The sequence below is a fragment of the Teredinibacter haidensis genome (assembly GCF_014211975.1).
Classification (GTDB): domain Bacteria; phylum Pseudomonadota; class Gammaproteobacteria; order Pseudomonadales; family Cellvibrionaceae; genus Teredinibacter; species Teredinibacter haidensis.
This window is the reverse complement of record NZ_CP060084.1, coordinates 1,677,253-1,699,690: the sequence shown is the minus strand read 5'-3', so window position 1 is coordinate 1,699,690 and position 22,438 is coordinate 1,677,253. Positions and strand designations below refer to the sequence as shown.

The 22,438-nt window shown below is 47.5% G+C and carries 21 protein-coding genes and 1 riboswitch; of the genes, 14 read left to right on the top strand and 7 right to left on the bottom strand.

Annotated features, from left to right (window positions below; translation table 11 throughout):
• The 8 genes from H5715_RS06665 (at window position 1) to H5715_RS06630 (ending at window position 7,319) form a co-directional block, all read left to right on the top strand.
• On the top strand, window positions 1–741 hold the full coding sequence (locus tag H5715_RS06665) for a heme ABC transporter permease (protein ID WP_075184704.1): 741 nt from the start codon (window positions 1–3) through the stop codon (window positions 739–741).
• A complete protein-coding gene (gene ccmD, locus H5715_RS06660; RefSeq protein WP_075184638.1) occupies window positions 742–918 on the top strand; it encodes a heme exporter protein CcmD in 177 nt (58 codons plus the stop codon). It begins immediately after the preceding gene.
• A gap of 16 nt (window positions 919–934) precedes the next feature.
• Complete coding sequence (gene ccmE, locus H5715_RS06655) at window positions 935–1,402, top strand: cytochrome c maturation protein CcmE (RefSeq protein ID WP_075184639.1); 468 nt, start codon at window positions 935–937, stop codon at window positions 1,400–1,402.
• Window positions 1,392–3,437 carry a heme lyase CcmF/NrfE family subunit gene (locus tag H5715_RS06650; RefSeq protein WP_075184640.1) on the top strand — a complete coding sequence of 682 codons (2,046 nt, stop codon included), beginning with the start codon at window positions 1,392–1,394 and terminating at the stop codon, window positions 3,435–3,437. The genes ccmE and H5715_RS06650 overlap by 11 nt, the downstream gene beginning before the upstream one ends.
• Window positions 3,434–3,952: a DsbE family thiol:disulfide interchange protein gene (locus H5715_RS06645; RefSeq protein WP_075184641.1), complete on the top strand. Its 519-nt coding sequence runs from the start codon at window positions 3,434–3,436 to the stop codon at window positions 3,950–3,952. The genes H5715_RS06650 and H5715_RS06645 overlap by 4 nt, the downstream gene beginning before the upstream one ends.
• Before the next feature lie 30 nt (window positions 3,953–3,982).
• Window positions 3,983–5,005, top strand: a complete 1,023-nt coding sequence (locus H5715_RS06640; protein ID WP_075184642.1) for an agmatine deiminase family protein — start codon at window positions 3,983–3,985, stop codon at window positions 5,003–5,005.
• A complete protein-coding gene (locus H5715_RS06635; RefSeq protein WP_075184643.1) occupies window positions 5,002–5,910 on the top strand; it encodes a carbon-nitrogen hydrolase in 909 nt (302 codons plus the stop codon). The genes H5715_RS06640 and H5715_RS06635 overlap by 4 nt, the downstream gene beginning before the upstream one ends.
• Before the next feature lie 89 nt (window positions 5,911–5,999).
• A complete protein-coding gene (locus H5715_RS06630) occupies window positions 6,000–7,319 on the top strand; it encodes a polyhydroxyalkanoate depolymerase (RefSeq protein WP_075184644.1) in 1,320 nt (439 codons plus the stop codon).
• 20 nt (window positions 7,320–7,339) lie between these two features.
• Here the strand turns inward: H5715_RS06630 and H5715_RS06625 are convergent, their stop codons facing one another.
• A complete protein-coding gene (locus tag H5715_RS06625) occupies window positions 7,340–8,266 on the bottom strand; it encodes a type 2 periplasmic-binding domain-containing protein (protein ID WP_075184645.1) in 927 nt (308 codons plus the stop codon).
• A 242-nt stretch (window positions 8,267–8,508) separates the two neighbouring features.
• Here H5715_RS06625 and H5715_RS06620 point away from each other — a divergent pair, with 242 nt between their 5' ends.
• From H5715_RS06620 to H5715_RS06595, 6 genes are all read left to right on the top strand, one after another.
• The gene (locus H5715_RS06620; RefSeq protein ID WP_075184646.1) at window positions 8,509–8,934 is read left to right on the top strand and encodes a gamma-glutamylcyclotransferase family protein; all 426 of its coding nucleotides are present in this window, start codon (window positions 8,509–8,511) and stop codon (window positions 8,932–8,934) included.
• A 33-nt stretch (window positions 8,935–8,967) separates the two neighbouring features.
• A riboswitch (cobalamin riboswitch) is annotated at window positions 8,968–9,108 on the top strand.
• A 169-nt stretch (window positions 9,109–9,277) separates the two neighbouring features.
• Window positions 9,278–11,158, top strand: coding sequence for a TonB-dependent receptor plug domain-containing protein (locus tag H5715_RS06615; RefSeq protein ID WP_075184647.1), 1,881 nt, complete (start codon window positions 9,278–9,280; stop codon window positions 11,156–11,158).
• 13 nt (window positions 11,159–11,171) lie between these two features.
• The gene (gene cobO / locus H5715_RS06610; protein WP_075184648.1) at window positions 11,172–11,771 is read left to right on the top strand and encodes a cob(I)yrinic acid a,c-diamide adenosyltransferase; all 600 of its coding nucleotides are present in this window, start codon (window positions 11,172–11,174) and stop codon (window positions 11,769–11,771) included.
• Between the two features lie 12 nt (window positions 11,772–11,783).
• The gene (locus H5715_RS06605; protein ID WP_075184649.1) at window positions 11,784–12,818 is read left to right on the top strand and encodes a FecCD family ABC transporter permease; all 1,035 of its coding nucleotides are present in this window, start codon (window positions 11,784–11,786) and stop codon (window positions 12,816–12,818) included.
• A 9-nt stretch (window positions 12,819–12,827) separates the two neighbouring features.
• Window positions 12,828–13,601, top strand: coding sequence for a heme ABC transporter ATP-binding protein (locus tag H5715_RS06600; RefSeq protein WP_075184650.1), 774 nt, complete (start codon window positions 12,828–12,830; stop codon window positions 13,599–13,601).
• Window positions 13,602–13,683: 82 nt separating this feature from the next.
• Window positions 13,684–14,568, top strand: a complete 885-nt coding sequence (locus H5715_RS06595) for a cobalamin-binding protein (protein WP_083607931.1) — start codon at window positions 13,684–13,686, stop codon at window positions 14,566–14,568.
• Between the two features lie 71 nt (window positions 14,569–14,639).
• Here H5715_RS06595 and H5715_RS06590 read toward each other — a convergent pair whose 3' ends face one another.
• From H5715_RS06590 to H5715_RS06565, 6 genes are all read right to left on the bottom strand, one after another.
• The gene (locus H5715_RS06590) at window positions 14,640–15,338 is read right to left on the bottom strand and encodes a phosphatase PAP2 family protein (RefSeq protein ID WP_075184651.1); all 699 of its coding nucleotides are present in this window, start codon (window positions 15,336–15,338) and stop codon (window positions 14,640–14,642) included.
• On the bottom strand, window positions 15,331–17,733 hold the full coding sequence (locus tag H5715_RS06585; protein WP_075184652.1) for a glycosyltransferase family 39 protein: 2,403 nt from the start codon (window positions 17,731–17,733) through the stop codon (window positions 15,331–15,333). Before H5715_RS06585 ends, H5715_RS06590 begins: the two co-directional genes overlap by 8 nt.
• Before the next feature lie 2 nt (window positions 17,734–17,735).
• The gene (locus tag H5715_RS06580; RefSeq protein ID WP_075184653.1) at window positions 17,736–19,355 is read right to left on the bottom strand and encodes an ArnT family glycosyltransferase; all 1,620 of its coding nucleotides are present in this window, start codon (window positions 19,353–19,355) and stop codon (window positions 17,736–17,738) included.
• A 77-nt stretch (window positions 19,356–19,432) separates the two neighbouring features.
• Entirely contained in the window at window positions 19,433–20,434 is a 1,002-nt protein-coding gene (locus tag H5715_RS06575) for a glycosyltransferase family 2 protein (RefSeq protein WP_075184654.1), read from the bottom strand.
• A gap of 15 nt (window positions 20,435–20,449) precedes the next feature.
• The gene (locus H5715_RS06570; RefSeq protein ID WP_246434720.1) at window positions 20,450–21,334 is read right to left on the bottom strand and encodes a lysylphosphatidylglycerol synthase transmembrane domain-containing protein; all 885 of its coding nucleotides are present in this window, start codon (window positions 21,332–21,334) and stop codon (window positions 20,450–20,452) included.
• Between the two features lie 102 nt (window positions 21,335–21,436).
• Entirely contained in the window at window positions 21,437–22,210 is a 774-nt protein-coding gene (locus H5715_RS06565; RefSeq protein WP_075184655.1) for a PP2C family protein-serine/threonine phosphatase, read from the bottom strand.
• Window positions 22,211–22,438 lie beyond the last annotated feature (228 nt).

Here is a 22,438-nt window from a genome sequence, read left to right as displayed (position 1 = left end):
GTGGTTTGGCAGTGGTTTCACCGATTAGGTTCCCCTCGATGGTTTTACGAAAAAACGGGCGCTTGGGTTCGCTGGTTGGGCGTTATTTCGATCCTAATGCTACTTATCGGCTGCGTATGGGGCTTGGGTTACGCGCCTCCGGACGCTAAGCAGGGCAATAGTTACCGTATTATTTTTATCCATGTTCCCACTTCGTTTCTGGCGTTGGCGGGGTATTACATAATGGCTGTCAGCGGCGCGGTTGGGCTGATTTGGCGCATGAAACTGTCGTTTATGGTAATGAAGTGTGCGGCACCGGTAGGAGCTGTACTCACGTTTATTTCGCTGGTCACGGGCGCCGTTTGGGGCAAACCAACTTGGGGAACCTGGTGGGAGTGGGATGCACGCATTACCTCTATGCTGGTATTGTTTTTCCTTTATCTGGGCATTATCGCTTTGCAAGAAGCATATAGAAACCAAGATAGCGCCGATAAAACCAGTGCCATTCTTGCCCTAGTGGGTATGGTCAATATTCCTATTATTTATAAATCTGTTGATTGGTGGTACACGCTGCACCAGCCGGCGACATTAAAGTTACTCGAAAAGTCATCCATAGATCCCAGTATGGCGTACCCCTTAATTTGGATGATTATTGCCTTTTATTTTACGTACGCCTGGTTGATTATTTTGCATACACGGCTGGAAATATTACAGCGGGAAAAACGCACCCGTTGGGTTCAGACTTTGGTGGGGGCTGGTTAAATGGCACTTATCTTTCAATATGACAGCTTGCAGGAGTTGTTCACCATGGGGGGGCACGGGCCCTATGTGTGGGCGAGTTACTCGATTACCCTGGTGGGTATAGCCTATTTGGCTATAGTGCCTGTTCTGGCGAAACGTAAATTTATGAAAATTCAACGATCCATTTTACGCCGTTAAACGGCATGAGTTTGTAATGCATCCTAAACGTAAACAACGTCTCATTCTGGTTATTTTTATTGTTGTGCTCAGCAGCGCAACGATTGGTCTTACTGTATTTGCTCTACGCGAAAATTTAAATTTATTTTATCCTCCGTCGGTCATTGTTCGCGGCGAAGCGCCGGTAGATAAAACAATTCGCGCCGGTGGATGTGTGGTCCCGGGCAGTCTCAAGCGTGCGCAAGATAGTTTAAAGATTGATTTTAATATCACCGATGGTATGGCTGAAATGACTGTTCAGCACGAGGGTATTCTTCCCGATTTGTTTGCCGAAGGGGAAGCGGTCGTCTTAACCGGGAAGTTAAATGGCAAAGGTGTCTTTATGGCCAGTAAGGTATTGGCGAAACACGATGAAAATTATACGCCACCAGAAGTTGCCGATAGCATGAAACCCACCGGTGATGGCCATACCGCTAGTTGTAAAGGTATCGATTATGATTCCTGAGTTTGGCCAGCTTTCGCTTATTATCGCTTTCTTGTTAGCGTTGTGTTTGTCGATCATTCCATTGGTGGGTAGCTTCAATGGGCGACTGGTGTGGATGGCGTCTGCACGTTCGCTAACGGCAGGTTTATTCGTTTTTATAACGATTGCTTTGGCCATTCTTGCCTGGTCATTTTATGTTGACGATTTTTCTGTCGCTTACGTGGCTCGTCACTCTAATCAGGTGTTGCCAACCCAATATAAAATCAGTGCCGTATGGGGAGGGCATGAAGGTTCTCTGCTGCTCTGGGTTTTTATCCTGGCAGGCTGGACTCTCGCAGTTAGTTTGTTTAGCAGCCGCCTGCCCATCGATATTCTTGCTCGAGTACTCTCGATTATGGGCATGATAGCCGTGGGTTTTTTGTTGTTTATGATCGCCACCTCCAACCCCTTTGATCGCGTACTTCCCGATATCCCCTATGACGGCGGCGATCTCAATCCGCTACTTCAGGATCCGGGGCTGATTTTTCATCCACCCATGCTGTATATGGGCTACGTCGGTTTCTCTGTGGTGTTTGCCTTTGCCATTTCGGCGTTACTTTCCGGGCGTTTAGATGCCGCCTGGGCGCGCTGGTCCCGTCCCTGGACGAATGCGGCATGGTGTTTTTTAACGCTGGGTATTGCTCTCGGAAGTTGGTGGGCCTATTACGAACTCGGGTGGGGCGGATGGTGGTTTTGGGATCCGGTTGAAAACGCATCGTTTATGCCTTGGCTGGTGGGTACAGCGTTAATTCACTCGTTGGCAATGACGGAAAAGCGGGGCGTATTTAAAAACTGGACCTTGCTACTGGCGATTTTTAGTTTCTCCCTTAGTTTGCTTGGAACCTTTCTCGTACGCTCCGGTGTGCTGACGTCGGTGCACGCATTTGCGTCCGATCCCACACGTGGCGTTTTTATTCTTGCCTTTCTCGCGGTGGTCGTTGGTGGTTCACTTACCCTGTTTGCTTTCCGTGCACCGGTTGTAAAAAGTGTATCGGGTTTTAATCTGCTTTCTCGCGAAGCTTTTTTGTTGGCTAATAGCATTATTTTTATAATCGCGGCCAATTTTGTGTTGTTGGGTACCCTGTACCCCTTGGCTGCCGATGCATTAAACCTGGGTAAGATTTCGGTTGGCGAACCGTGGTTCAATTTTTTCTTTGTTAAACTTATGGCTGTCGTCGCAGTATTGATGGGCATGGGGGCAATGCTTAATTGGAAAAAAACGGATTACCAAAAAATAAAACCTTGGCAAGTTACGCCATTTTTAGCCAGCCTGTGGATAGGTTCTTTTTTGCCGGGAGTGTTTGAAGGTCGATATTCTGTTTCGGCAGCCGTTGCAATTACGCTTGGTTCATGGGTGATTCTTTCTTCAATTTGGGACGTCAGAAGAAAAATCAGTAAATCGGCGTCTGCTGGTGAGGGGTTATCGAAATTGTCTCCCAGCTATTATGGGATGATACTCGCCCATATTGGTTTTGCTGTATCGCTATTGGGTGTGAGTTTAAATACCGTTTACAGCGATCAGCGCGATGTCCGCTTATCTATCGGCGAATCAGTGCATGCGGCGGGCTATGAGTATGAGCTGTTAGATGTAACCCGTACACGGGGGGCAAATTATTTTGCCGATGTGGGTGATGTAATTGTCCGTAAAAATGGCAAAGAAATTACCCGTCTTCGCCCGCAAAAACGCCGTTACTTTTCCGGCGGCAGCGTTATGACAGAAGCCGATATCGATGTTGGTTTTTTTCGGGATATATACGTAGCGCTGGGTGAAGAGTTGGAAAACTCCGACTGGGCGGTAAGGATTCATTTTAAGCCGCTCGTACGCTGGATATGGATTGGTGCTTTGTTTATGGCTTTGGGTGGCGGTTTGGCAATAACGGATAAACGGTATAAAGAACGTAAAAAAAATAACAAGGAAATAGCAAAGAAAGAGGGTGCGGCGGTAGAAGAGCCGTCGGAAGCTGAACAAAGTTCTGTTGTTACTGCCGTTGTTACCGAAGAGGCCGCCAAAACGTGAACCGTATTAAGCTCTTTATACCGTTAGTGATATTTGTTGTGCTTGCGACTTTTCTATGGCGTGGTCTGTCTATCGATCCCGGACACTTGCCTTCTGCTTTAATTGACAAGCCGGTACCTGATTTTAAATTACCCAATTTACAGGATTTGGAGCAGCAGCTTTCCAATGAGGATTTTATCGGTGAACCCTACCTGTTAAATGTGTGGGCCACTTGGTGCCCAAGCTGCCGTGTCGAGCACCCTTTTCTATTAAAACTGGCAGAGCAGGGCGTCAAAATTGTGGGCTTGAATTACAAGGATGAAAATGAACCCGCCCGTCAGTTGCTAGAGACATTTGCTGATCCGTACCATGCCAATGTTGTCGACAGCGACGGTCGTCTGGGTTTAGACTTGGGTGTGTACGGAGCGCCGGAAACCTTTATTGTAGATGCCGAGGGCATTATTCGTTACAAACACGTTGGGGTTGTGGACGAGCGTGTGTGGCGATCCAAACTGGCACCTATCTATAACCAATAAAACAATAACCTTACCTAAAGAGGGCTCTGCATGCGTCTTCTGCCTGAATACACCTGCATAAAATCAATATTACTTGCGCTGCCATATAAGGGTAGCGACTGGGACGATAACTTGCTCGCGGCGCTGAATTGTTACCGCGACATGGTTACGGCTTTTTTACAGGCTGATGAAACAATAGGCATTTTACTATTAGCAAAGCCCGGTAGTGACTGGCGTAGCTGGTATAAGACTCTGCATTTGAGCGCACACCAACAGGCTCGTTTAAATATCATTGCTGACATCGATTACGACGATACCTGGGTGCGCGATTATGGTCCTTTAAGCTATTTGGAACCGAATTTCACCATTAGTTACCGTGCTTTTCAGTTTGACGGTTGGGGGGGGAAATACTCCGCCGACGCCGATAATGCCGCTGCGCTGCAGCTATATCGTTATGGCGTTTCTCCCCAATCTAAAGTGGATCTGGTGTTAGAAGGTGGCGGTGTTGAAATTAATGACGATGGCATTCTGTTGGTAAATCGCGATTGTATTGTGGACAACAATCGAAACTCCGGTTTAGACGAGCCAACCATGTATGCCAAACTACTTCAGATGTTGGGTGCAGACGATATTGAGTGGGTTCATGATGTTCAAATGACCGGCGATGATACCGACGGACACATTGATACTCTGGCGAGATTTCTCGATAACAATACCGTTGTATGTTGTGGTCGAAACGGTTTGCATCACGATGCACCTGCGCTAGAACGCTTGAATGATCAGTTGGAAAAAATCTGTTCTGAACGGCATTGGAATATAATTAAACTGCCCGTCCCGGTTATTCGGAGTGCGGTAGATGAACGTATACTTCCCGCGACTTACGCTAACTTCCTGCTTTGTCATCAGCATATTTTTTTGCCGGTTTACGGAGTCGACCAAGACCTGGATGCCATAACGATTTTAGAAAACGCTGCGCCCGATAAAACCATCGTGCCTATTCGCTGCGAAGCGTTGCTAGAGCAGCACGGAAGCTTGCACTGCGCCACCATGCAAATTGCCGGAGAAACCGCGTGAAACAAAAATTTATAGCTGCTGTCATTCAGCAATCCATTCCCGGAAATGATAAAGAGGAAAACCTGTGTGTAACGGAGCAGTATATTCGTGAAGCGGTAGATCAGGGGGCAGAGCTTGTCGTGCTACAGGAGTTGCATGCAACGAAGTATTTTTGCCAGGTGGAAGATACTGAACTTTTTGATTTGGCCGAGCCGCTGGACGGTTTTACTTCAACCTCTATCGCGGAAATCGCAGCCGAGCTGGATGTGGTGATAGTGATGTCCGGGTTCGAAAAACGCGCGCCGGGGCTTTACCACAATACCGCGCAAGTCTTCGACGGCGACAAGGGCAGGGTTGGTTTTTTCCGCAAAATGCATATTCCCGATGACCCAGGGTTTTACGAGAAATTTTATTTTACGCCCGGTGATGCAGAGGGGGCGGTACATAACGGCTTTGCGCCGATAGAAACCCGTTTAGGGAAGTTGGGTGTGTTGGTTTGTTGGGATCAGTGGTATCCCGAAGCCGCGCGTTTGATGGCTCTTGCGGGCGCAGATTGTCTAATTTATCCAACCGCTATTGGTTGGGACCCAAATGACGATACTGACGAGCAGCAGAGGCAGAGGGATGCTTGGATTACCATTCAGCGTGGCCATGGCATAGCCAACGGAATTCCGGTGTTGGTCGCGAATCGGACCGGTTTTGAAAGCTCTCCGGTGGGGGACCAGGACGGCATAGAATTTTGGGGTTCCAGCTTTATCGTAGGGCCGCAGGGGGAATACCTACTTGCCCCCCAGATCGAGGCCGAGGGAGCGCTTTGCGCTGAAGTCGATTTAAAACGATCTGAATCTGTCCGGCGTATCTGGCCCTATTTAAGGGATCGTAGGGTGGATGCCTACCTCAACCTGACCCGCCGTTGGATCGATTGATTGAGGGGCCTTCCGGGGGCTCGAATTAATTTGGTGCAGTGCAGCATTGTTGTGCTATTATTGATCTAATCGGCCTTGGAGGGTTTGCCATGCTCTACCATGCATATGAGCTCAACCATGCTGCGCTCGCGCCCTTGCGGGAGGCAGTCGAATTCAATAAGCGTTATCTCGAATCTCCCTACAACCCCGCCTCTTACACCTTGTTTGGCCGCACCGCTGCGGCTGCCTGTGACCTGTTTGAATCTATGACACGGCGCTACTCAAAGCCCTTATGGGGATTGAATTCAACACTTGTTGGCGATATTGAGATTGCTGTGCAGGAAAGGGTGATCTGGGAGAAACCCTTCTGTCGATTACTCCATTTCGAGCGCAGCAGGGAAGGGCTGGCGAAGGCACATGGTAAAGCCGGCTGGACACACCCTCGTCTGCTGTTGGTAGCACCTCTATCCGGGCACTATGCAACACTACTGCGCGGTACAGTTGACGCTTTTCTGTCGGAATACGAAGTCTATGTCACCGAATGGACCGATGCTCGGGAAGTCCCGTTAAGCGAGGGACGGTTTGATCTCAATGATTATATTGACTACATCATTGAAATGATTGAGGTATTGGGGCCGGATATTCATATTATCAGTATCTGCCAGCCCGGCCCGCCAGTTCTCGCGGCGGTGGCGGTGATGTCAGAACAGGATAACGAAAGTTTGCCTTCGACAATGACGTTTATGGGCTCGCCAATTGATACTCGCCTGTCCCCAACCACGCCAAACAAAATTGCCATGGAGCGCAGTTTCGATTGGTTTAAAGATAATATGATCTATACGGTTCCCTGGCCAAACAAAGGCATTATGCGCCGTGTCTACCCCGGCTTTTTACAGCTCAGTGGTTTTATTACCATGAACCAGGACCGTCACGTAACCGCCCACAATAAATATTTTGAGCACCTAGTTGAGGGTGACTGTGATAGTGCGCAAAGGCATCGGGATTTCTACAACGAATATCTCGCTGTACTTGATTTAACGGAAGAGTTTTATCTGCAAACCATCAGTGATATTTTCCAGGAGCATCGTTTGCCCAAAGGTGAATTTATGCATCGAGGTCAGTTGGTGCAACCTTCAAAAATAACAAAGGTGGGCTTGATGACGATAGAGGGTGAAAATGATGATATATCCGGAATTGGTCAAACCCAGGCCGCGCATACATTATGCGTGAATATACCGCAGGAGAGTCAACTCGATTATATTCAAACGGGTGTGGGGCATTATGGTGTTTTCAGTGGTCGTCGCTTTCGCGCAAACGTAAAGCCAAAAATTGAGGACTTTATGCTAAAACATTTCGATGTAAAACGTGAAAACCACTTTCAAAAGGCTAACGAGCCTTTATTCTTCAGTAAAACCAACGGGCACTTATAGAACGTTGGCAGCATGAGGGCTTAGCGAACGTCGATTAGCCCTGGAGCAGAAATAACCCGCTGAGTAGATACAAGTTTAGGGGGCTCCAGACTAAAAGGTGCTGGGATGTTTGAGTTTTTCAAGTAAAACAGGCGAGTGTTTTCTCGATTCATCTGAGTTATAACATCTTTAAAATATCGATAGAAAAGCGTGTCTAAAGAACCCTCTTTGTGAGCGATTTTCAATCCGTGCTCCAGCCGCGCTGTTAGTTTTGGGTGGTGCTTACTCACCTGGAAAAACACCGGGAAAGGGTAGTAAAGAACAATACCCGGCACAATCGCAAGATTGCCGTAATCCGGTCCCACTTCACTTAACGATTGCACGGCTTCACCGGCACTTAAAGGTATATAGTCGAAGCGTCCTCGGCTCAGCATAAAAAAGAGCGATTCGAACGAGGAGCCTACCACCAGCGGTAGGCCATTTTCTTTATACACTGGGACATCGGCCCAATAGTTAACCTGTCCAGCTTTAAGCTTCTGCAAATCAGCGTAGTTTTCTATGCTGGCAAATATGTGAAGATCTTGCTTGCGGGCAATTAAAACACGATAACCTAGGAGCCCATGCAGTAATGGAACGCTAATAACATTTAGCTCTCCATCCATCTCCAACTTGCGGGCGGGTAGGGGGTTGGTGAAGAAGTTAACCTCTTTTCCCTCTGCTACTACCCGTCTTCCACGATCGTAGTTTACTTGTAGGTAATGAACGCTAAATTCGTAAGGACCATGTGTGGGCTGGGTAATATCCAGAAGGTGCTCGGCAAGAAGAGATTCGTAAGTGGCCCTTGTTGTGCTTAATCCTGTCGCCCAAAATTTTGCCTGCAATGGGGGCTGGGCAAAACTGAAGGCACTGCAGGCAACCCCCAAAAAGGCGAGGGTTATCCGTGCCGATAAAGTGTGGCGTTTGGTCATTAGTTTTATTTTTATCGTTATATTGTCAGTTGATGGGCCGCGATGGCCCAAAAAGGACAATTATAGCGCGTACTTGTCGTGGCGCGAAATTCATTCAGGTGAATAAATAGACGGCTATCATGTCACGGTTGTTATAGAGGGTCAATTTGGTCCAATACTGGCTTTCGTCTTACCTATATTTAGTACAAAATTGGCGTAGGTAGTTTTAATCGTTAGTGGTTTTTGGGGGAGTTGACAGCATTATGCATTTGTTTGTGTACGGTTCACTTATGTATCCTCGCGTGTGGCGATCAATTGTAAAGGGGCGTTACGGCCAGCAGAACGCAGAGCTAAAGGGGTATCGCTGTGTTCAGGTCAGGAATCAGCACTACCCCATGATTTATTCGGTGCGTGGAGGTGATAGCGTAGAGGGACAGGTGTATTTCCATGTTCGGGCTAAAGATATTAAGCGCTTAACGTTGTTCGAAGGGAAAGAGTACACCTTGCGGCCGGTTCATCTTTTGCTCGATTCTCCTCTTATGGGCAGTCGAAGGCTGAAGGCGGCAACCTTTGTTGCCTCCCGCTTAGGTCGGTTCAAAGCGGGGGAAAGGAAGTGGAATAGGGGTGAGTTTGTTCAATCCGGTTTGGACCACTTTTGTAAACGCTTCGTTGGATTTAATCGAATTTAATGGGCAAGTTGACATTCTAATGGCGCCTCTATACAGTCGCCGCCAGTTACAGGTGCTTGCGCGACGCCGCAAGATAAATGGGAAGTTTGGTGAAAACCCAACGCTGCCCCCGCAACGGTAAAAGCTACTTTTAGTAGGTAATAGCCCGATACCAGCCTGTTTCATTTTCGTTGATGGAGCGGAGGGCTACCATCCTGGAGTGATCCCCGACTTGCGGACAGCGTTACCTGCGGCATAGCCGTATTCAATACTAACCAGTATTTGTAGCCGTCTTATCAAACTTGTCTACATCATCCCTGGCTGCCTCCCTCATTAGCTTGCTTTTACGCTTATGAGGACTAACATGAAAAAATCTGTTTTATTCACCGCTATTAATGCTGTGATTTTCTCTTCCTATTCCCTTGCGCAACCACTTCTTGAAGAAACCGTTGTAACGGCATCAAAAAACGAAACGCCTATTCGTCAGATCGGCGCTTCCGTTACGGTTATTGATGAGCAGGAAATCGAGCTACGTGGTTACAATGCGATTGCCGATCTATTGCGTACAGAGGCCGGCGTATCCGTTAGTAATAGCGGCGGTGCAGGTAAAGTCACTAGTTTGCGTATTCGCGGAGAAGAAGGTTATCGAACCCTGGTGTTAATCGATGGTATCGAAATGTCGGACCCAACAGGCCCGCAGGTAAGCACCGCAATGGAACATATCAATGCCAATGGTGAAATCGAAAAAGTAGAAATATTGCGTGGGCCGCAGGGCTTTGTATATGGTGCGGATGCGGGTGGTGTCGTCAATATTTTTACCCGGACGGTAGATGAAGGGATTCAAGGCCAAATTGGCGTTCAGGGGGGAAGCTACCAGCAACAGGATGTAAATGGCTATATTGCCAGTGGTAGTGCTCGGGGCGATGTTTTTTTGTCGGCTGCAAAAAACTCTACCGATGGTTATAACTCGCTGGTGAGCGATAGCGAAGCAGACAAAGATGGTTACGAGAATCAAACCCTGCACTTTAAAGGCGGTTTAAACTTATCGGAGAACTGGCGGGCTCAATTCGTGCTTCGCGATGTGGAGGGAAACACGGAATATGATAATTGTGGCTACCCGACAACGCACGACTGCAAGTCGGACTATAGTCAGCAAGCAGGGCGTTTGTCCGCCAGCTATAGTGGCGAAAAAATGAACCACCAGTTGGCCCTAGCCAAAACCAATACGGAGAGGGATTATTTGGCCGATGGCGTATTCTCTTACGGCTACAAGGGTGATGTAGAAAAAGTCGAGTATCTCGGAAGCGCTAAAATCTTGGCAAATAGTACTCTCGTGTTTGGGTTAGATAATAAGTCTGAAACCGTTGTTATAGAGGGTGGAGACGATTTATCTCAGGATCAGTCGGCGGTTTTTGCCGAGTGGCAGGGCCAATTTTCCGATAATGCGTTCTACACCTTTGGTGGGCGTTATGATGACAGCGATGATTTTGGAGAGCACTTCAGCTATCGCGCGACTACGGCATGGGTTCAAAGTGAAAAAAATAGCGATGGTGTCGACCAAGGGCTTAAATATAGAGCCAGCTTTGGCACCGGCTTCAGAGCGCCCAGTTTGTATGAGATTGCTTACAATGCTGGCCCTGATGCGTTCGGCGCGGCAGCCGAAACGGTCTTAACTGAAGAGCAAAGCCGTGGCTTTGATATCGGCGTGGATTATTTTATTGACGGTAAAGCGTTAGTGCAACTTACTTACTTTAACCAGAAAATAGAAGACGAAATATATTACGACATGGCGTCTTATTCTGGCTATTTACAGCGTTCGGGAACAACCTCATCTAAGGGCGTTGAATTGGCTGCCGATTACGCCTTTAGCAGCACGATTAAATTTGTCGGTAACGTTACCCATAACGAAAGTGAAACGTCCGATAATTTACCCCGTCTTCGTCGCCCACAACTACAGGGCAACATGGGACTACAATTCGCTTTTATGGATAATAATTTGAATATGCTGGCGAATCTGCGTTTGGCGACGGATGCTGATGATGAAGTCTATGATAATGACACCTATCAGAATGTTCGCGTACCTTTAGACGATTACCAGGTGCTGGATGTAAGCGCGAACTACTCACTGAAAGACTGGACCTTTAGTTTGCGCGTAGAAAATTTGACAGATAAAAATTATGAAGAAGTAACCAACTATAATACCGGCGGGCGTAAAGCTTATCTGGGTGCTAAGTTTACTTTCTAATAAGGTCAAACTGATGGATAAAGATGCTAAACACAAACGCGCCATGGAAAAACAAAAAGCGCAGGTGGATAAAACGATTGCCAGTGCCAATCAGGAACGCGGTGTCTCGGTTTTATTGACTGGAAACGGCAAGGGAAAATCCAGTTCAGCTTTTGGTATGGTCATTCGCGCCCTCGGCTATGGACAGAAAGTGGGCGTCGTTCAGTTTATTAAAGGTGAGCAGTTGTCTGGCGAAGAAATTTATCTGCGGGAGAAATGTCCAGATGTATTTCTATACCAGATGGCAACGGGTTTTACTTGGGACACGCAGGACAGATCCTCCGATATAGATGCGGCGAAAAAAACCTGGGGATACGCAAAAAAATTACTGACTGATGCAAGTTTTGATCTGGTTGTGCTCGACGAGCTTACCTACATGTTGGCTTATCAATACCTGGATGAAGACGAGGTGGTCAACGCGATCAAAAACAGACCTCATCAGCAAAGCGTCGTTCTTACTGGTCGGGGTGGCGGCAGTGCCCTCAGGGAAGTTGTTGATACCGTATCGGAAGTTAAGGAAATAAAGCACGCTTTTCGCGCTGGGATTCAGGCGCGTAAAGGGGTCGACTATTAAGCGGGTTGCTAAATGCTGATTAAGCCAGCAGATTTATCGAGGATTTGGCCGTGGATAGCAAGCCTTTCGCTAGGGCTGCTGCTTTTTAGTTTGCTGTGCTCATTACTCTTTGGGGCAGTGCCCCTTAGTGTTAGTCAATTTATCTCGTGGGTGGGTGGTAACGATACAAGCCAGGCAGGGCTTATTATAGAGCGCTTACGCCTACCTCGCGCATTGTTGGCGATGGCAGTGGGCAGTATATTGGCGGTTAGCGGTGCCGCAACACAGGGGCTTTTCCGCAATCCGCTTGCCGATCCATCGCTTATTGGTGTGAGCGCCGGTGCTGCAGCCGGGGCCAGCATAGTGATTGTATTACTACACCAGTGGGAGTGGGGGATTTGGGGTTTTTCCCTGGTATCTGTCGGCGCATTTGTGGGTAGTATCGGGGTGGTGGGTTTTGTTTATTCAATTTCTACCAATGAACAGGGAACACGCGTTTCCACCATGTTATTAGCCGGTATTGCCTTTACCTTTTTGGCCGGAAGTATAACCAGCTTGCTGGAATTTGTGTCTGATAATGAAATGCTTAGGCGCTTGAGCTTATGGCGTATGGGTAGCCTGGATGGCGCAAACTATCAGGATGTTATGATTTTAATTGCGGTGAGCGTTATCTCCTATCTCGTACTCTTTCGCCAGCACAAAGCTTTAAACGTAATGTTGTTGGGTGAGTCGGAAGCTCGACATTTGGGGATCGACGTTAAGCGGGTAAAGCGCACGATCATTATTTCGGTTGCTGCGGGAGTCGGTATTGCCGTGGCTTTGAGTGGAACCATCGCGTTTATTGGTTTAATGGTGCCCCATCTGGTACGCCTTGTTATTGGACCTAATCACCGTTATCTGATTCCGCTGTCGGCCTTATTAGGTGCGACACTTCTGGTTGTTGCTGATATTTTTGCACGAACATTAATTTCTCCAACCGAGCTTCCCGTTGGTCTGGTAACAGCCTTACTGGGCGCGCCTGTTTTCCTCTCTCTGTTGCGGCATCGGCTGCAATACTCCTTTAGCTAAAATATCACTATGACGATTCTTTCGCTAAAAGAAATTGGTTTTACGATTAATGGTTATAACTTAATCGACCAAATTACGTTTGATGTGGAACCCGGACAGATAACTGCGGTTGTCGGTCCTAATGGTGCGGGTAAATCCACGGTTTTACGTACAATTTCAGGTGAGTGTTCCGGTGCAACCGGCAGTATTGAATTTTGCGGGAAAGATATGGCTCGCTGGAGCAGTAATGAAAAAGCGAGGCGAATGGCGGTATTACCCCAGTTCAGTTCACTCTCTTTTCCTTTCACCGTAAGAGAGGTTGTTGCGATGGGGCGATTCCCCCACAGCAGCGGGCGCAAGGAAGATGAGAGCATTGTTAAGAGCGCCATGGCAGCGTTAGATATTACCCATCTGCGCAATCGTCTGTATACCCGTTTGTCGGGCGGTGAAAAGCAACGCACACAGCTAGCAAGGGTAATGGCACAAATATGGAACCCCAGTGATGATATGGATCGTTTACTTTTGCTGGATGAGCCAACAGCATTTTTAGATCTTGGTCATCAGCAGCAGCTTATGCAGGCCATCCGAGATTTTTCTCGACAGGGTGTGGCCGTATTGATGGTGCTGCACGACATTAACCTTGCCACTCGACATGCACACAAGGTTGTCGCATTGCAGCAGGGCAGGGTTGTTGCCAATGGCGATAGCCATACGGTGGTAACAGAAGGCTTGATCCAGAGATTATTTGGAACCGAGCTTCAGGTGATTAATCATCCTGTTTCCGGTCAACCACTCATTTTCTAAAAAAATATTGATACTTTAGGTCGAGCGCTTATCAGCTCGGCAACAATTTTCTGGCCCTTCAAACCCCGGTTGCTTTCGTGTTATGAAAAAAATGGTGTGCTCCCTATTATTGTGTCTTACAGCTGTTGCCAACCCAGTTTTGGCTGGTGTTTCGGTTGTTGATGATCTAGGGCGAGAAGTTTATCTCGATAAGCCCGCGCAAAGAATTATTGCCTTAGCGCCCCATATTGTCGAAAACCTTTATTCGGCGGGCGCAGGCAATAAGTTGGTCGGGGCTGTGGATTACAGCGATTATCCGGAAGAGGCAAAAAAGCTACCTAGCGTAGGCGTTATTAGCGCTTATAGCTTGGAAACTATTGTCGCGATGAAGCCAGACCTTGTCGTGGTCTGGCGCTCTGGAAGAGGGGGGGAAGTATTAAAAAAACTCGATGCGCTGGGTATAACGGCCTATGCCAATGACCCTCGTTCAATCGGTGACATAGCGCGCGATATTCGTCAATTTGGGATCCTGGCTGGCACGCAGGCTAAAGCGGAAAAAGTAGCTGCGCAATTTGAGGAAAAAATGGCTGCGCTAAAAATTCGGAATGCTGAATTACCCCGCGTGCGCGTACTTTACCAAATTTGGGATAAACCCATGCAAACACTGAATGGGGCTCATCTTATTAGCGATGTGATTACTCTGTGTGGTGGCTCAAATATATTCGGTGACGCCGTAGCACTGGCGCCTAAGATTAGCGTTGAATCGGTTTTAACTAAAAATCCGCAGGTTATAGTGGCGAGTGGTGCGGGTGACGACGCGCCACCATGGTTATATCACTGGAGATTGTGGCCGAGTATCGAAGCGGTAAAACACAATCGTCTATTCAGTATTCCGCCGGATCTGATTCAGCGTAACACCATTAGAATTGCACGGGGCTCGGAATTGATGTGTGGTTTTATTGCCTCTGTTTCCAGACCTGCGCCGTAAACATGCAAACGCTGTGCGTAGCATAGGGGGCTATTCTGTGTCTGCCGGGGGCGGATGGCGGTGTTATTTCTCTACAGGCTTGATTCCACTTTGCGGCGTTTCGGTGTCTTTGGTGGAAATTCAAACTGCATTAATTTGGCAATGAGCAAATAGGTAAAGTAAGTGAACCAGCCAGCCATAACAACATCACTGAAGAAATGACCACCCTGTAAAATTCGAACAAAACCAACCAGCGCTCCCAATGTAATTCCGTAAACAAACCAAATTCGTCTTTGTCTTACCCAAGCAACGGCCATAAGGTAAAAGCCGATAGCGGCGTGCCCGCTGACGAAAGAGCAGTTGCTATCGCAGTTACCGGAGTAGTGAAAAACTGAAGCAAAAGGCATTTCTCCTCCAAACTGTTCAACGTTCTGAGGGCGAGGGCGGCCAACGGTATTCTCTTTTAATACCATGTTAACGAGTATGCCAGGGCCGACAATGAGCGTGATCAGTAAAAAAGTCCAACTCTTCTTGGCTGCAAACCATTTTTTCTGATGGCAGACAACTATGCCAGCGATAAAAAGTAGAATATAGGCAATATGGATTTTCGCGAACAGGAGGTAAATAAAACGTACAAATGCATTGTTTCCATAAATGAACTGGCCATCAGCGTAATAATTACCTGTAATAACAAGGTCGATATTTGGCCATACCAAAAAAAAGATGACTGTCAGTAAAAATAGTGAAACATCTAGACGTAAAAACGTTTTGAAAGAAGGGCGCTTATTCATATTCTGGGTACCCCTTGAAACCTTTCATAAGGGAGATGGTTACGGTTTTTTCTTCGTTTTTATAGGGATGGGCTGTCAGAGTTCCCAGCGGGATAGCTTGCTCAAAGCGAGACGTTATCTGTTCGGACGGAGCGTTTTTCGATACAAACAGAAAACCTTGTTTTTCCTGCCCTGCCCAGTTACGTAAATTAACTTTTAAATCATAGTAGTCGCGAATCTTATCCGCATCTGGATTCCAGCGGGCAAATTTAAATTTCCCAGGCATTCCATAGTAGCCCAGATAGGCGAGTAGGTCTCTGGAATCGCTAGCGAGTAGAGCATCCGGGTGGGACTCAACATAAGGCATTAAGGCCTCGCCTAATTCTGGCCAGCCAGTTACACGATGAAAGGGATCGTTTTTCGCCGTAGCTTCAATATCGAGCCAACGCAATGCAGCTGGCCAGTGGTAGAACAGGGAAAGTAAACACAGGTTTAGAGCAAGACCATAGCTCAAATACTGATAAAAGCGTTTTGCAGTGTAAGTAGATTGCCAGCCCATGGCCAGAATAATGGTGGCTGCAACCATCCAGGGGCCAGCCCAGTTCGGAAAGGCTCTGGACAAAAATGCTTGCAGGGAAATTGCCCCCAAAATCACGAGCATAACCCAGAGTAATAGGTGAAATTGAGCGCGGTCTACGGTCTCGGTTGTTTCTGCCTGTTTTGCTTGCTTGATAAGTGAATACACAATTTTGATTAGCAGATAGCTACAGATCGGGCCGAAAATAAGAAATTGGGTTGCTGTAAATTCCGCAAGAGAGGAAAAGTTAAACAGCTTACCGCTGGTTTGTGAAATTTCCTGCGTATGGTGTAACGCGACCCAGTTATTGCTGAAGTTCCAATAAATATTAAGACTGAATATAAGCCCCGCAGTTACCGCAGCCAGCCAAGGGCCCGCGGTTAACAGTAGAGGCCGATAGCTTTTTGATGTCAGCAGAAAGCCAAACACCGCAAGTGGTAGGGCTCCCATGGTGTATTTGCTCAGCATTCCAAAGCCCGAAAATACACCGAGTAGCAACCAGTCGGTAAGCTTTTTTGTCTTAATAGCCTTAAGTGAGTATGCAAGGGCGAGGCTCCAGAAAAAGATCAGTGGAGCATCGGTGGTAATAAATTCACTGTTAAAACCGATCATTGGAATGGTAAGGAAAACCAATCCGCCAACCAGGGCATTTACCGCAGAGCTATAGCGTTTAATGGTGGAGTAAATAACAACCGCAGTGGCTCCGTAGAGTATGCTTGCCATTAGTTTTACTGCTATAACACCGTTTCCGAACAGGCTGGTACTTAACAGTATTGCCCACGCCACCATGGGAGGCTTTGAGTAGTAACCCAAATCGGGATTAAGGGACCAGTGAAAATAGTAGGCTTCATCGTAAAACAGACTGAAATGTGGCTGTAAAAGCACGGCGATGCGATAGGCCGTAATAAGTACAAGAAACACCCAGAAAGTAGTTGAAGCCCTTGCCCAAACGGGAATAACTGGAAGCTTTATCTGTGCGCTGCCAATTGCTACATTTGATTCGGGCGTTGGCGGAATAAAATAGTGTTTTAGCGTTTTAAATAATGCCAGCAAGCCGGTGATGTATAGCAGCGGCAGGGCTAACCGGTAGTCGTTTTTTTCTACCAGAAGCATTATGGGGGCAATAATAAGCAAGGCCAAAACAAACCAGTGCATTTTGTTGGATAAGCCCGCGTGCCAGCGTTGGGTTAAAGTAATGGCCGCCAGGCCGCAGATAATACCTAACGCACCACCGACTAAGGTATCGATAGGCCAGTGAATTCCCAGCCATATTCGGCTTAGTCCCACGGCAAATGCCGCCAATAAAACGACCACTTTTTGCCAGTGTTTTTGGCTGTAGTAATAAAGTACTGTTGCCATTAAAAATGCGGTAAGTGTGTGTCCTGATGGAAAACTGTGGTACTTGTAGCCTTTGCCAAATAGGTTAAAGCTACCGGCGTCCAATACGGCAGGGGGGCGCAGGAGGTCAAAAATATCTTTGAGGCTGTTCGAAGCAATACCGCCAATAATGGCGGCCAAAAAAACAAGCCAATGGAAACGAATATTTTTGGCACTGAATAAAAGAACAAGCGCTAGCAAAAAAGAGCCATCGCCAAACACAGTAATATTGTGCAACAGTGCCTCGGGTATTAATGCAGAGAGGCTGTTAATACTGTCAAACGCAAAATGATAGCCAGCTATACCATAGCCACCCGCAGCGCTAAGCAAAAGCAGGCTGGCAATACAGAGCAACTGAATTAGATTGTCTCTATGTGAATCCCACGTCGCCTCATGGGCCTCCTGGCAAAGCGCCATATGACGACTATTCAGCGTTTTAAAGTATTGGTAAATCGCCGTCATCGTTAAAGGCCTTCTCTTCCAGCGTTTGTGCTGGAAATTTCGAACATAATCAGCCCCCCCATTTGCCATATGGGTTTTGCTTCACTGTTTTCTAGTTGATTGGATACGTGTCGGTTAAGGCTGTCTACGCGGTCAACCCTTGTGATCGCCAGCTCCCCGTTTTGGGGGGCGCGCAGAGGCGTGATCCTCTCGCGGTAGACACTGAAGCTCGGCATATGCATTTTGTAGGCGACGACAGTTTCTTCTATACCCAGCGTCTGCTTGCGCTGTTCAATAAATTGTATTGCGCTGTGAATCGGAGCTTGTTGGAAATTGGACGCGACTTTAGCAAATACGGTGAAGGTAAAGCTGTTTAGGATAACGCCGACGATAACAAGCCTTTGCCAAGTCAGGAGCTTGGGCAGCAAGCTGGCAACAAGCATCAATGCAAACGCAACGATGGCAAAGATTGTATAGGAAACGGTAAAAATATCGTTGTGGCGAGATAAGGCCGCACCGTCATAACCGCGCGAACTTTCTGCTGCGATGGCAATAAGTTGGGGAAGAACTACCAGTAGTGCCATAAATGCAATAGGGAAAAGCGTGGACCAGCGCCTTCTGTGGAACAATTTTTTCTGGCGCGCAAAAAGGATAATTAGTGGGACGCAACCGTTCAGTATGTAGTGTGGCAGCTGTGTTTTTGAAAGAGAAAAAATCACGAAAAACACGGCAAACCAAATAAGCAGATAACGGCTTAAAGGGTCAGACAACTGCTGTTTGATCGGCTTGAATACCCCTGCGAGCAACCCGGTATAGGGTAGGACGATAAGAGGTAAGGTCAGCAGGTAATAAAATATTGTTCCGCCGTGGCTTTCGCGTGTTGCGGAAAAACGCTTTAGATTGTGTTCAACAATAAAGCCCTCGAAGAAGCCATTGCCTTGTTCCATATAAACAGCAATTACCCAGGGCGCCACCGTGCCAATATAGACTAACCAGCCTAGTGGGTTTAGGTAGGCGAGGTAGAGCTTTTTATCTACTCTACTTGTGATAAAAAAGATCAACGAGGTCAACAGGGGAACGACAACGCCTACGGGCCCCTTGGTTAAGGTAGCCAGAGCCATCCATAAGTAAATGCGGAGAACGAGCGAGGTTTTCTGATATTTGGTGTAGCGCCAAATATCAAAAATAGCCATACATAAGAATACGTTGAGTGTGGCATCGGCTATGGCAGCGCGGGAAATTAAGGCAATCCAAAGTGAATTGACTAAAAACAATGCTGCAATAAGTCCACGGGTTCGGCCGACAAATTCACGTACAAAACTGAAAACGGCAAACGTCCACAGACAAGCCATAAGCGCCGAAGGCAATCGAAATGCCCATTCATTAAAACCAAATACGCTGACACTACTCGCTTGTAGCCAATAGAAGAAAATAGGCTTGTCGTATCGGGGCTCTCCATCAAGGTAGGTGGCGGAGAAAATACCGCTTTCCAGCATTTCCCGCGTCGCCTCTGTAAATGCACCTTCATCTAAATCGAATAGGGGTACGGAACCTAGCCCCAGGAAAAAACTCAGTGCAATACATGCGTACAGGGCGAGAGGTGAGGTCAAAAAACGTCGTAGTTGCTGGCTTAGATGGTGCACGGTTTGATTGCTTTTCCATATTGTAGATAGATAAAAGGCGGCTAATAGCCGCCAACATTGAATACTTGTTGGAGTACCTATTGGGGAGGTTCTTTTTCCGTTACTTTATCGTCAAGCTCAAAATTCAACGGCTGCCTTACTTTATAGCTACTCACATTGGTGGTTTGGAAAAATATTCGGCTTAGTATTTCCGATAGTACACCGGTGGTTAAAAATTGCAGGGATGCAATAATCATAATGCTGGCAATCAACAGCATCGGTCGCTCACCGATGTTTTCACCGAGAATAAACTTAACAAACATTAGGTGTGCCATCATGCCACCGCCAATGACCCCAACCCACAAACCAATAGAGCCAAAAAAGTGGCCCGGACGTGCTCGGAATTTCAGGAAGAAAAATACGGTAACCAAATCAATCAATACGCGGAAAGTCCGTGTAATGCCGTATTTAGATTCTCCAGCCATACGCGCTCGGTGGTTAACAACGGTTTGGCCTATGCGATGAGGAGGGCACACAGTTGCCATCCAAATGGGAATGAATCGGTGCATTTCGCCGTAGAGACGAATTTGTTTGACCACGTCTGCGCGGTAGACCTTCAAGCTACAACCGTAGTCATCTAGCTTTACGCCGCTTACGCGCTGAATAAGCTTGTTCGCAATGCGCGAGGGCAGCTTGCGGGAGACGGCTGCGTCCTTGCGGTTTTTACGCCAGCCTTGCAGCAGGTCCAGATCTTTTTCCAGCAGCTCTTCAACCAGGCGTGGAATATCGGCTGGGTCGTTTTGCAGGTCGCCATCCATCGTCGCGATGAGTTCTGTTTCAGCTGCATCAATGCCTGCTTGCATAGCCGCTGTCTGGCCGAAGTTACGCTGTAGCTCGATATGCTTAAAACGATCACCAAAAGATTGAACGCACTCATTAACGTTAACTGCTGTTTTGTCGCGGCTTCCGTCGTTTACCAGAATGACATGCCAGTCTCCAGCGTAGGGTTCCAGCGCTGACTTGAGTGCTTCAAACAGTGGTAGAACATTTTCTTCTTCGTTGTAAACCGGAATAACAACAGTAAGGCTTGGTAAATGCATAATAACGTGAAGACCTTATGTGGATGATGTTGGTGAGCGTTTGGACTCTAACAGAACAAAGCCTGCGATTCCCACGCAAATATTGATAATAAAGATGAACAGGTGGACATTGACCGCGGTTTTCACCAAGGGTTCTGATGCATATCCCAGCGGTAACAACGGCAGGGTAAAGGCAAGCTCAAAAGTCCCTGCGTTGGCAAAGCCTGTAATGGGCGAAAGTGCGCTGGCATCGGCAATGATAGTCGCAATCCATGCATGGTCAATGGGCAGATGACCAAGGGTCGAGGCTAGCAGGGCCAGGGCAAACAGTTTTACGCTCCAGATAACCACGCTGTAACAATATAAGGTTATCCATGTGCGCTGGTTTTCAATCAATGGCATGGCAAAGGCGATCTTTCCTACTCGTTTTCCCACTGCCTGTAAAAGATGCATCCCGAGTGGTAGAGAAACTACCAGGGCAATGGGGGCAATCACCGCATATTCGTCGAGCCAGAGGTTACCGGCAAAGAAAACGAGTAGGCACAGTAATACATGGGCATCGAACAGCCGAATCAGCAAGAGCGTTGCCATAGAGTATTTGATATCAATGTTGAGCTGGTGGCGACTGAGAGCCGGCAAAGCCAGCTCGCCGAGACGCATAGGTAATAGAAAACTCACCGTATTGTGCACTAGGCTTACCGCCAGTATTTTTCGAAAAGGGCTGGGCTGTAGCCGGTTGAACGCATAGTGGATTCGACCGACTCGGGCAATGTGGCTGAAAACCACAAAAAGAGCTCCACCAATAACAAAGGTGACTGGGACACCGTTCCAACGCGATAAAGTTTCAATCCAGCCGTAGGAGACGTGCACCCATATACCCAGCCCGACGACCATCGTGGTGGCAAAGAGAATTTTTAGCAAATTGGACGCTTTAGTGGGCATTAAATTGGCTGTAATTGCTTGAGCTAGCGGTTGCTGAAATAGCGGCGCTTTATACCACAGATAGGGTGCCTGGCGCACCGTTTAGGGGATAATTTTGCTCAGAGTACTCGTCGTACTGTGGACAAGTCGAGCCAGTCCGCCAGGATTGGAAATGACCTGTACGGTAATATTATCGCGGCCGCCGTTGTTTAGCGCTGCCCGAATAAGGGTTTCAGTCGTATCGTTTACAGACGTTGTTTTGTTGAGAATACTGGTTATTTCCGTATCTGTAACGGCATCTGTTAAGCCGTCACTGCATAAAATTACCCATTGTGGATTGTGCCACTTGGCCGTTACCAACCCTACATCGACCTGTTCAAGATCCGTAGATCCAAGGCACTGCGTAATAATATTTTTTTCCGGGTGATTGTGCATTTCCTCCGGCGTGATTACGCCTGAGTCGACCAGATATTGCACATAGGAGTGATCTCTTGTCAGCTGGCGTAACGATTTAGGGCGAGAGGGATAGTAGCTGTAGGCACGGCTATCGCCGACCCAGCCGATATCGTATTCACTGCCTCTTGAGTGCAAGGCCACGACGGTAGAGCCCATGCCCGAGCCACCAACACCGCGATTAGCGGCTTCTAGCACAGCCTTGTGGCTGAGCTGAATGGCGTCGGAAAGGCAAACGCCTTTCGATAACTGCTCTTGAATCGTTTCACAAACAATTGCGCTGGCCACCTCACCAGCGGCGTGGCCACCCATGCCATCTGCAACAACCCAGGCCCCAAGAAATGGCATGCTCAAGTAGCTGTCTTCGTTATTGCTACGTTGAAGGCCGACATCCGTGGCTGCGTGAAAGTGGGTTAGTGGCATTGTGTATTCGCTTGTTTGACCTGCATGCAACGTTTTTTCGCCAGATTAAAGCAAAATGGCAGGAGTGTCTTCGAATCCGTACTTAAAATCGCGTTATTGCAGTGATTTTTCTTGTCGGGCGGTAATTAACTCTTGTGACTATTGGTATTTGGAGTTCCAATCATAGTTTTGATTAATATCCAACGGTTGAGTAATTAGTACTGTAATATTTCCTGACACTAATAACGA

Bases quoted from the DNA above. Each gene is read 5' to 3' on its own strand.
- H5715_RS06615 (WP_075184647.1), top strand. From the start codon at position 9,278: ATGAAAAAATCTGTTTTATTCACCGCTATTAATGCTGTGATTTTCTCT.
- H5715_RS06630 (WP_075184644.1), top strand. From the start codon at position 6,000: ATGCTCTACCATGCATATGAGCTCAACCATGCTGCGCTCGCGCCCTTG.
- H5715_RS06650 (WP_075184640.1), top strand. From the start codon at position 1,392: ATGATTCCTGAGTTTGGCCAGCTTTCGCTTATTATCGCTTTCTTGTTA.
- H5715_RS06585 (WP_075184652.1), bottom strand. From the start codon at position 17,733: ATGACGGCGATTTACCAATACTTTAAAACGCTGAATAGTCGTCATATG.
- H5715_RS06565 (WP_075184655.1), bottom strand. From the start codon at position 22,210: ATGCCACTAACCCACTTTCACGCAGCCACGGATGTCGGCCTTCAACGT.
- ccmE (WP_075184639.1), top strand. From the start codon at position 935: ATGCATCCTAAACGTAAACAACGTCTCATTCTGGTTATTTTTATTGTT.
- H5715_RS06600 (WP_075184650.1), top strand. From the start codon at position 12,828: ATGACGATTCTTTCGCTAAAAGAAATTGGTTTTACGATTAATGGTTAT.
- H5715_RS06595 (WP_083607931.1), top strand. From the start codon at position 13,684: ATGAAAAAAATGGTGTGCTCCCTATTATTGTGTCTTACAGCTGTTGCC.
- H5715_RS06575 (WP_075184654.1), bottom strand. From the start codon at position 20,434: ATGCATTTACCAAGCCTTACTGTTGTTATTCCGGTTTACAACGAAGAA.
- ccmD (WP_075184638.1), top strand. From the start codon at position 742: ATGGCACTTATCTTTCAATATGACAGCTTGCAGGAGTTGTTCACCATG.
- H5715_RS06620 (WP_075184646.1), top strand. From the start codon at position 8,509: ATGCATTTGTTTGTGTACGGTTCACTTATGTATCCTCGCGTGTGGCGA.
- H5715_RS06640 (WP_075184642.1), top strand. From the start codon at position 3,983: ATGCGTCTTCTGCCTGAATACACCTGCATAAAATCAATATTACTTGCG.
- cobO (WP_075184648.1), top strand. From the start codon at position 11,172: ATGGATAAAGATGCTAAACACAAACGCGCCATGGAAAAACAAAAAGCG.
- H5715_RS06625 (WP_075184645.1), bottom strand. From the start codon at position 8,266: ATGACCAAACGCCACACTTTATCGGCACGGATAACCCTCGCCTTTTTG.
- H5715_RS06590 (WP_075184651.1), bottom strand. From the start codon at position 15,338: ATGAATAAGCGCCCTTCTTTCAAAACGTTTTTACGTCTAGATGTTTCA.
- H5715_RS06605 (WP_075184649.1), top strand. From the start codon at position 11,784: ATGCTGATTAAGCCAGCAGATTTATCGAGGATTTGGCCGTGGATAGCA.